Origin of the sequence: uncultured Caldilinea sp. (genome assembly GCF_937128415.1) — a bacterium.
Lineage (GTDB): Bacteria > Chloroflexota > Anaerolineae > Caldilineales > Caldilineaceae > Caldilinea.
The window spans coordinates 1-8,501 of sequence record NZ_CAKZMJ010000047.1 but is presented as its reverse complement, the minus strand read 5'-3'; the positions used below and the strand labels follow the sequence as shown (position 1 = coordinate 8,501).

Below are 8,501 nucleotides of genomic sequence, written 5' to 3'. Positions count from 1 at the left end.
GCCTCCAGCACGCCCTGGCGGTTGGTCGAAATCACCGCCGGAAATTCGGCGTCCGCCCGGTGCGGGTCCACGGCGACGATGGGAAAGGCTGTGCGATAGGTGGCGGCGTGCGGCGTCACAACGATGATGCCGTCGGTGATCGTGCCGTTGAGCCGCGCCACCTGTTGCTGCTCCCATTGCGCCAGCGCCTCCACGTTGCGTCGCGCGCTGGCGTAGGCCAGCAGATCATAGGAGTGCGCCGCCACCACCTCATTGATGCCCTTGATCAGGGTCGAGATGAAGGGGTGCCACATGTCTTGCACAATGACGCCGACGACATGCGTCGTGCGGCTGCGCAACCCGCGCGCCGCCAGGCTCGACGCATAGCCCAACTCTTCGATCACGCGGCGCACGGCTGCCGCCGTCTCCGGCGCAACGTCGTCTTTGTCGTTCAGCACGCGCGAAACTGTCGAGACGGAAACCCCCGCCGCGCGCGCGACATCACGGATGGTGACTCCTGTGTGTGATTGTTGCATCCCTGATAGGGTGTTATCGTTGGGAAAGAAAAGTTTTCGGTATCGTTGCCGGTATCGTTGCCAGTATTGTAGCAAAAAATGGGAAGTTGTCAATCCCCTATTTTGCACCTTTTTGCAGCGACCTCATGGATTTGCGCTGCATGGGGCGGTTAAGCGTCGAATCCCGGTGCAGCGAAAGGGGGCTCCGAATGCCTTGATCCCGCCCAAGCCCGGTGCTAGAATCGAAATAGAAGCCATTTCAGCTGACGAAAAAATTGAAAAACAGCGTGCTTGAGCATTCTTCAGTGTTGTCCGACGTACAGCGCTTTTATGAAAACCCTTGTAGGGGCGGATGACGCAACGGTTGAAGACATCGTCTGCGAGCCTTTCGTTTCCGTGGCCAGCAGCCTCTCGCAGGCGGAGCGAGCCGTCGAAATTGCCAGAAGCGGCGCGCAGAAGCTTGTCCTGATTCGGGCGTTGATCCGCCTGGCGCGCATCCACTATCGGCTGGGGCGCTATGATATTGCACAGGCCCTCGCAGATGAGACGCTCTCGCTGACGGACGCCCGCACGCCGGAGCGAGCCGACGCCTGGCAGGTGCTGGCCAACTGTGCAGCGGACATGGGCGCTCTTTCACAGGCCGAAGCCTACTATCGGGTCGCTGCAGATCTGGCGCGCGAGACGGGATATCGGCGAGCGCAGGTGGCTGCGCTGCACGGTCTGGCAGCGGGCGCCTATTATCCCAGAGGCTGTTTCGAGCTGGCGTTGGCCGCAGACGCCGAGGCGCGCCGCATCGCCGTGGAGGAGGGACGCACAGCGTGGCTGATCTATCCGCTCATCACGACCGCCTTGATTTATCAGGTGACCGGGCAGTCCCAACTCGCCCACGCCACACTGGATGAGTTGGCGGCGCTGGCGCCCGCAGGGTCGGTGGCGCAGGGATGCCAGCTGTGCCTTTGTGCAGAACTCGCTCTCGACGAAGGCGAGACGGAAGTCGCCCGCCGCTTGTTGCTCCAGGTCCGGCCGATCGCCGAAGCGAGCGGCGAGCCCTGGCTCAACACGGCCATGCGTTTGGGCATGAGCCGCTATCATCGCCTTTTGGGCCATGGAGCAGAGGCGCACGCGTGGGCGGACGATGCGCTGCGCTTCATGCAACGGCTGGGCTGCCGGTATGATCAAGTGCGCGCTTTGATCGAACGCGGCCGGGCGGCGTGGCGATGCGGCGATTTGAGCGGAGCCGAACGCGACCTGAGGGCTGCGACTGAGCTTTCGGAGCGGATGGAGGCCGCCTTTGAGTTGGGGCGCAGTCGTTTCTTGCTGGCTGCTCTCCTCCACGAGCAAGGCAGGCCCGAGGCGGCGGATGCGTGGTTGGCCGCTGCGCGCACCCTCAGTGAAAAAGGGTATGCCTTCCTTCTGGAGCAAGAGCGGTCGCTTGCATTTCCTCTCCTCTCTGCATATCAAACAGATCCGGACGCTGTTCTGGCGCGCACGAGCGCGCTGTTGCTGGAGCGATTGCGCCGGGTGCCGCCGCCTCCCTTACAGATTGCGCTGTTGGGAGGTTTTGTCGTCCGGCAGGGTCATCGAATCGTCGAAGAGCGTCTCCTGCATCAGCGGCGGGCCGGCGAGCTGCTGGCCTTGTTGGCGCTGTCCCCTGGTCATCGGCTGACCGCCGAGCAGGTGGCGGAGGCGTTGTTCCCTGCCAGGCCGCCCGCCGCCGCCCAGACGTCGTTTCATCACGCCACTTCGGCGTTGCGCCATGCTTTGGAGCCAGACCTGCCGGACAAATTCCCTTCCCGTTACCTGACGGTGGAGGAAGGCAAGGTCGCGCTGACGCTGCCGGTAGGCTCGCGGCTCGACGTGGAAATGTTTGAGGCCTATTGTCGGCGGCAAGCGTGGGAGGAGGCTCTCTCTCTTTACGGCGGCGAGTTGTTGGCGGAGTATCGCTACGCTGCGTGGACGCAGCTTCCTCGTGAGCGAATCGCCCTGCTCTATCAACGCGCCTTGTTTGGCGCCGCCGAAGCGCGACTGGCTGCCGGCCGTCCGGCCGAGGCGCTAGACGCCTGTCGGCGCTTGCTGGCCCTTGAACCCTGGCACGAAGGAGCGGTGCTTTTGGGGATGCGCGCCTGTGTGGCGCTCGGAGACGTCGCGGGTGCGCGTCGCCTTTACCTGCAGTTAGCGCAGACGCTTCGCACCGAACTGGATACGGCGCCTCAGGATGAACTGCAAGCTTACTTCCGCAAGTTGACCCCACCCGCAACGGTTCAGCCTTGAACCTGGCGCAATTCAACAAAGCGTTCTGGCAGTATAGAGCGCAGCTCAAAGCCGCGCATTTGGGCGGACGCAACCTCATTGCGCTGTTGAGAGCATACGATTGAACCTGCTTTAAGAATGGGGAACCCCCCGGCGCCTCATCGTCTCCGGCAGTCCTTCGGCAGTTCTTCCGGTTTGAATTGAAATGAAAAGCTCAACTCCAGTTTTTGACAGGATGCTGGGGGTTTTGTGCGCGTCGTCCGAATCTTCATTTTACGGTTGCTCGTGGACCCGGCCGAACCGGAAGCGTTGCGCGGGACGTTGCAGTCACTGCCCGAAGGCAAGCCGCATCCGTTCACCGATGAACAAAAGATGGTGCGCGTGCTGCGCTGGATGATGCGCTCTGCACTCGTTCAGGAGGGGAAAGCGCATCAAAAGGAGTCCGCAGATGAAGGGGAAGAATAGGAAAGGAGATTCAAGATGAAACGCCAGAGTTTGTTTGTGTTTTTCCTGCTGATGATTGCTCTTGCCCTGCCATCCGGTGCTGCGCTGGGAAATGTCGCAGTTGTGTTGGGCGAGCCGGGATTTTCTCTGCGGTATGTTCAAACGTTCGGCGTCAGTGAAGAACCGTATCCGATCGACGTGGATCATCTGAACGGCCCCTCCGGCCTGTCGGTCGATGCGAGCAATCGCCTGTACGTCGCCGAAATGGAGGGGCATCGGTTGCTTCGCTTTGCGGCTTCTGGGAACGATCTCGTGATCGGGCGTGCGGGCCTGCCCGGTTACGAAGACGATCTCCTGAACAAGCCTCTGGACGCAGCAGTTGACGCTGGCGGCAATATTTGGATCGTCTTCCATCCGACGGTCAAAAAATTCAGCCCAGCGGGCGCTCCGTTGCTCACCATTCCGGAAAGCAACCCCTGGGAGAGCGGAAATGACAACACTCATTTTAATATGCCTTCGGGCGTGGCGTTTGATGCAATCGGACGGCTCTTTGTCTCGGACCGGGGGAATCATCGCATTCAGGTCTATGATGTATCGGGCGCAGCCCCTGCCTACGTGCTCACCATCGGCGCAACCGGCGAGCCCAGGTCAGATAACGCCGGCTTCAATGAACCAACTCGCATCGCCTTCGACAACAGTGGGCGGCTCTACGTGATGGACACCGGCAACCATCGCATCCAACGCTGTATCCGGAATGCGGGGCCGCCGGAAAGCTGGATGTGCGCCACCTTTTTGGGCGCGACGGGGGAGCCGGGCAACGACTTGTCCCATCTGGAGCATGCGCGCGGGATCGCCATCCGAGGCAACGATCTGTATGTCGCCGACGGCGCGAACAACCGCGTCTTGAAGTGCAATCTCTCCGCCGTGTGCACCCTCTTCGCCGGAGTGACCGACCAGCCTGGGACAGACAACGCTCACTTCCTGTGGCCTGAAGATGTAGCCGTTGATTCGTCCGGTCACGTGTATGTCAGCGATCCGGTGTGCCACCGCGTCCAGAAGTTCAATAGCAGCGGCGCTTACCTCGGCGCAACCGGCGTCACGCTTACGCCTTATACGCCTGACGACCTTCATTTGAACGCGCCCTGGGGAATTGCGATCGGCGCTGACGGCAGCATGTACGTGACGGAGAACCGCGGCTTTCGTTTGGTGAAGTTGAATGCGGACGGAGCACAGCAGTGGACGGTGGGCCAGGCCGGCGTCTACGGCGGCGACAACACACACTTCGGCGACTGGTGGGCGGGCATAGAAGGCAGCCCGGCGGTCGATGCAGCCGGTCGCATCTATGTAGCAGACACGGCGAACCATCGCATCCAGATTTTCGGCGCCAACGGCCTCTATCTGACCACCTTTGGCGGCGCCGGAGTCGGCCCCTATGAGTTCAACTGCCCAACCACAGTGACGATTGCGCCAACGACGGGCGATATCTACGTCGTAGATCATTGCAATCATCGCATCTTGGTCTACGACAGCCATCGGGTTTATAAGGCGCAGATCGGCGTAACCGGTGAAGCCGGCGCAGACAACGCGCATTTCGATGGCCCCTACAGCGCGGCGGTGGGGCTCGACGGCGCCGTTTATGTCGCCGACACAGGAAACCACCGCGTGCAGAAATGCCTCCCCAGCGGCGGCGTTTACACCTGCTCCCTGTTTGTCGGAGAGACCGGTGTGTTCAGTGATAGCTTTGGGCATCTCCATCCGCTGGCGGTGGCGGTCGATTCCGGCGGCAGAGTCTATGTGGCCGACGAATGGAATGGCCGCATTCAGGTCTTTGATTCTACAGGAGCCTATCTAACCACGGTGGGCGGCAGCCCAGACGGCACCTCAGGCGGCCTGCGCGCTCCCTCTGGCGTGGCTGTCGACGTGAACGGCAACCTCTACGTGGCCGACCGCAACAATCATCGCATCCAAAAGTTCGCTCCTGGTTATCCGGGGTGGCGGCAAGCCAACATCAATGGCTTCGGGGATCGGAACACTGCGCTGAGCGCGTTGGATGTCTTCAAAGGGCAGATGTACGTAGGCGCATGGAACGGTCAGATCTGGCGCACGGCGGACGGGCGCGTCTGGAACCCATTTCATCCTGCCTGGTCTACCACCTCCTCAGTGCAGGATATGCAACCGTTCGGCGCTCACCTGTACCTCGGAGTCTACACAGAGAACGGCGGACAGATCTGGCGCACGGATGGCGCTTCGTGGACGCCGGTGATCTCTGATGGTTTTGGGGACGCCAACAACCTGGCCGTCAACGCTTTTGCCGAGTTCTCGCACGCTCTGTACGCGGCGACCTCGAACTGGACCACCGGCGTTGAAATCTGGCGGAGTCCAACCGGCAATCCTGGCGACTGGGTTCAGGTCAACGCGGACGCTTTCGGCCTGGCGCCTTCGGTGACCTCGCTGGATGTGGTGATGGAAGTGTACAACGGCTATCTGTACGTTGGGCTAGGGCGAGGCGGCGCCTCCTGGAAGGCCGAACTCTGGCGCACGGCGAACGGAACGACGTGGACGCCTGTGTTCACGGATGGTTTGAAGGACGCAGGCAACACCCATGTCTCTGCAATGGCCGAGTTCAAAGGCGCCCTGTACATCGCCCTGCGCAACACTGTCTCCGGCGCACAGCTCTGGCGCTCCACGGATGGGATGAACTGGACCAATGTCTTCGCCGGCGGGCTGGGCGCTCCGCAGAGGGCGCGTCTGTACGGCTTGATCCCCTTTGAAGGACATCTGTACGCAGTCTTCAGCAACCTGGTCGCCGGCGCCGAGGTCTGGCGTTCGGCCGATGGGGTGAACTGGCAACAGGTGGCTGCAGAGGGGTGGGGAGATCGGAATAACTTGATGGCGGACTATTTCGACAAGGGTGCGACGATCTTTAACGGCCGTCTCTACATCGCCACAGCCAACGCGGCCAACGGCGGAGAGATCTGGCAATGGGCGCCTTCAAAAGTGTGTCTTCCACTGATTCGACGCAGCCATTGAAGTTGGACGAGCGCATCTTTGGCGTTGCATGTAGCAGAGGACAATGAGGGTGGCGAGCAGCGAGTTGAAGGCAAGCCTTGCGCCGAGAGGCGAAGCCGCCGCCCTCATAGACATCGATTAGACAGCCAGGAGGAAAAAATGTTTGCTTATCAACAGCCGCAAGTTCAACATAGGAAATGGATGTTCTGGATGTTGTTTCTCACAATTAGCCTGGTGCTGTTCGGTTGTCAGTTGCCAGGCTGGTCTTCTCCACCTGCTCCGACGCAGCCTGTTCAGCCCCAACCACTGCAGCAGCCCGTTCCTCAGCAACTGCCGCCGCAGCAACCGCTTCCACAACAACTGCCGTTGCAACAACCTGTCCCTCAGCAATTGCCGCCGCAGCAGCCGTTTCCGCAACAGCAGCCTTTCCCACAGCAGCGGCAGGCATTCAATCTTGTCGGCGTTTGGGAGAGTCAGATTCCGACCGAATACGGGACAATGTACACTCAAATGATCTTACAGCACAACGGCAGTTACTCCTATCAGGTCGTTTTGGGGAATCTCATGACCTGGGAGGTTGGCGTATATCAGGCGGGCGAAGGTTTCATCCATTTCACACTGCAAGATTACGGGCCAAGAGAATACATGGGACGCGAGATGGCGCGGCCTATGAGCTGGAGCGTGTTTTACACCGTTGTGGATGAGAACACGATGATCTGGGAGGATCGAGTCCTCGGCGCCCGGTGGACGGTCTATCGACAAGGTTGAGCAAGTGAGAAACGGGGCAACCCGAACAGCCACACGACGGCTGTCAACGTAATAGTCTAGACCGGCCAACCTGCATCGATGCGATGACCCATCTGTTGCGCTTCTGGGGAGTGAGCCAGGAAGTGAGCCGTTGGTAGATTGAAATGACGCCTCAACACGTTGACGAAAGGCGGAAAGCGTGCTATGTTGCCGTTGCGCTGCGCGCCCCGCCTTCAAGGAATGGCGCCAATCTGTGACGAGATCAATACGCTGCAGAGGAGTTCGATCGCATGAGTGTTCTGTCATCCACACCTGCTGAAACAACGCTTCCGGCCTGGGTCGATCTGCCCGATCCGCGGCGCGTGCTGGCGGAGTCTGATCCGGAATTGTATGAAGCCATCGAGATGGAGCGTCGCCGTCAGGCCAGCGGCATCGAGTTGATCGCCAGCGAAAATTACGTCTCCCCGGCTGTGTTGGCCGCACTGGGAAGCGTGCTGACGAACAAATACGCCGAAGGATACCCGGGCAAACGCTATTACGGCGGCTGCGACGCCGTGGACGTCGCCGAGAACCTGGCGATCGAGCGGGCCAAGCGGCTCTTCGGCGCCGAGCACGCCAACGTGCAGCCTCATTCGGGCGCGCAGGCCAACGAGGCCGTCTATCTCGCCCTGCTGAAGCCAGGGGACGCCGTGTTGGGGCTGAAGCTTGACCACGGCGGTCACCTCACGCATGGCTTCCACCTGAACAGCTCCGGCAAGCTCTACAACTTCATGCATTATGGCGTCCACCCGGAGACCGAACGCATCGACTACGACGAGGTGGAGCGACTGGCGTTGGAGCATCGACCGAAGCTGATCGTGGCGGGCGCCAGCGCCTATCCCCGTTTTTGGGATTTTCCTCGCATGCGCGCGATTGCGGACAAGGTGGGCGCACGACTGATGATGGATATGGCGCACGTCGCCGGGCTGGTGGCCGCCAAATTGCACCCCGACCCGGTGCCCTACTGCGATGTAGTAACCTCGACAACGCACAAAACCTTGCGCGGACCGCGTGGAGGGCTAATTCTATGTCGCGCGGAGCTGGCCAAAGAGATCGACCGGGCGGTCTTTCCCGGCACCCAGGGCGGTCCCTTGATGCATGTGATTGCGTCCAAAGCGGTGGCCTTCGGTGAGGCTTTGCGTCCGGATTTCGTCGCCTATCAACGGCGAGTGTTGGACAATGCGCAGGTGTTGGCGAAAACGCTGCAGGAAGAAGGGTTGCGCATTGTCAGCGGCGGCACCGACAACCATCTGATGTTGGTCGATCTGAGCGTGCTGGGGACGGACGCCTATGGCAATGAGATCACCGGCAAGCTGGTGGAGAAGGCGTTGGACCGCGCGGGCATTCACTGTAACAAAAACATGATTCCGTTCGACAAGAAACCTGCACTGACCACCAGCGGCATCCGCCTGGGCACGCCGGCGGCGACGACACGAGGGCTTGGCGCCGAGGAGTTCGTCCAAATCGGCCGCTGGATCGCCCGCATCGCCAAGGATCCCACCAATGAGTCGCTCCAGC

At 60.8% G+C, this 8,501-nt stretch carries 6 protein-coding genes; 5 read left to right on the top strand and 1 reads right to left on the bottom strand.

The genetic code is table 11. The annotated features are described in order from the left end of the window. The coding region (locus Q0367_RS07225; protein ID WP_298981356.1) for a LacI family DNA-binding transcriptional regulator at positions 1-515 on the bottom strand (515 nt) is incomplete at its 3' end. A gap of 309 nt (positions 516-824) precedes the next feature. Between Q0367_RS07225 and Q0367_RS07220 the strand changes: the two genes are divergently transcribed. The 5 genes from Q0367_RS07220 to glyA form a co-directional block, all read left to right on the top strand. Continuing rightward, on the top strand, positions 825-2,765 hold the full coding sequence (locus tag Q0367_RS07220; protein ID WP_297640345.1) for a BTAD domain-containing putative transcriptional regulator: 1,941 nt from the start codon (positions 825-827) through the stop codon (positions 2,763-2,765). Positions 2,766-2,993: 228 nt separating this feature from the next. Continuing rightward, positions 2,994-3,209 (top strand): hypothetical protein, encoded by a 216-nt coding sequence (locus Q0367_RS07215; RefSeq protein WP_298981354.1) that lies wholly within the window; start codon positions 2,994-2,996, stop codon positions 3,207-3,209. Between the two features lie 15 nt (positions 3,210-3,224). Then, positions 3,225-6,218 carry a 6-bladed beta-propeller gene (locus Q0367_RS07210; RefSeq protein WP_298981353.1) on the top strand — a complete coding sequence of 998 codons (2,994 nt, stop codon included), beginning with the start codon at positions 3,225-3,227 and terminating at the stop codon, positions 6,216-6,218. A 138-nt stretch (positions 6,219-6,356) separates the two neighbouring features. Further along, complete coding sequence (locus Q0367_RS07205; protein WP_298981352.1) at positions 6,357-6,965, top strand: hypothetical protein; 609 nt, start codon at positions 6,357-6,359, stop codon at positions 6,963-6,965. 383 nt (positions 6,966-7,348) lie between these two features. Continuing rightward, positions 7,349-8,501: serine hydroxymethyltransferase (gene glyA / locus Q0367_RS07200; RefSeq protein WP_363325843.1), on the top strand; the 1,153-nt coding region annotated here is incomplete at its 3' end.

Coding starts and splice junctions, on each gene's coding strand:
- Q0367_RS07220 (WP_297640345.1), top strand. CDS start 825: ATGAAAACCCTTGTAGGGGCGGATGACGCAACGGTTGAAGACATCGTC.
- Q0367_RS07210 (WP_298981353.1), top strand. CDS start 3,225: ATGAAACGCCAGAGTTTGTTTGTGTTTTTCCTGCTGATGATTGCTCTT.
- Q0367_RS07205 (WP_298981352.1), top strand. CDS start 6,357: ATGTTTGCTTATCAACAGCCGCAAGTTCAACATAGGAAATGGATGTTC.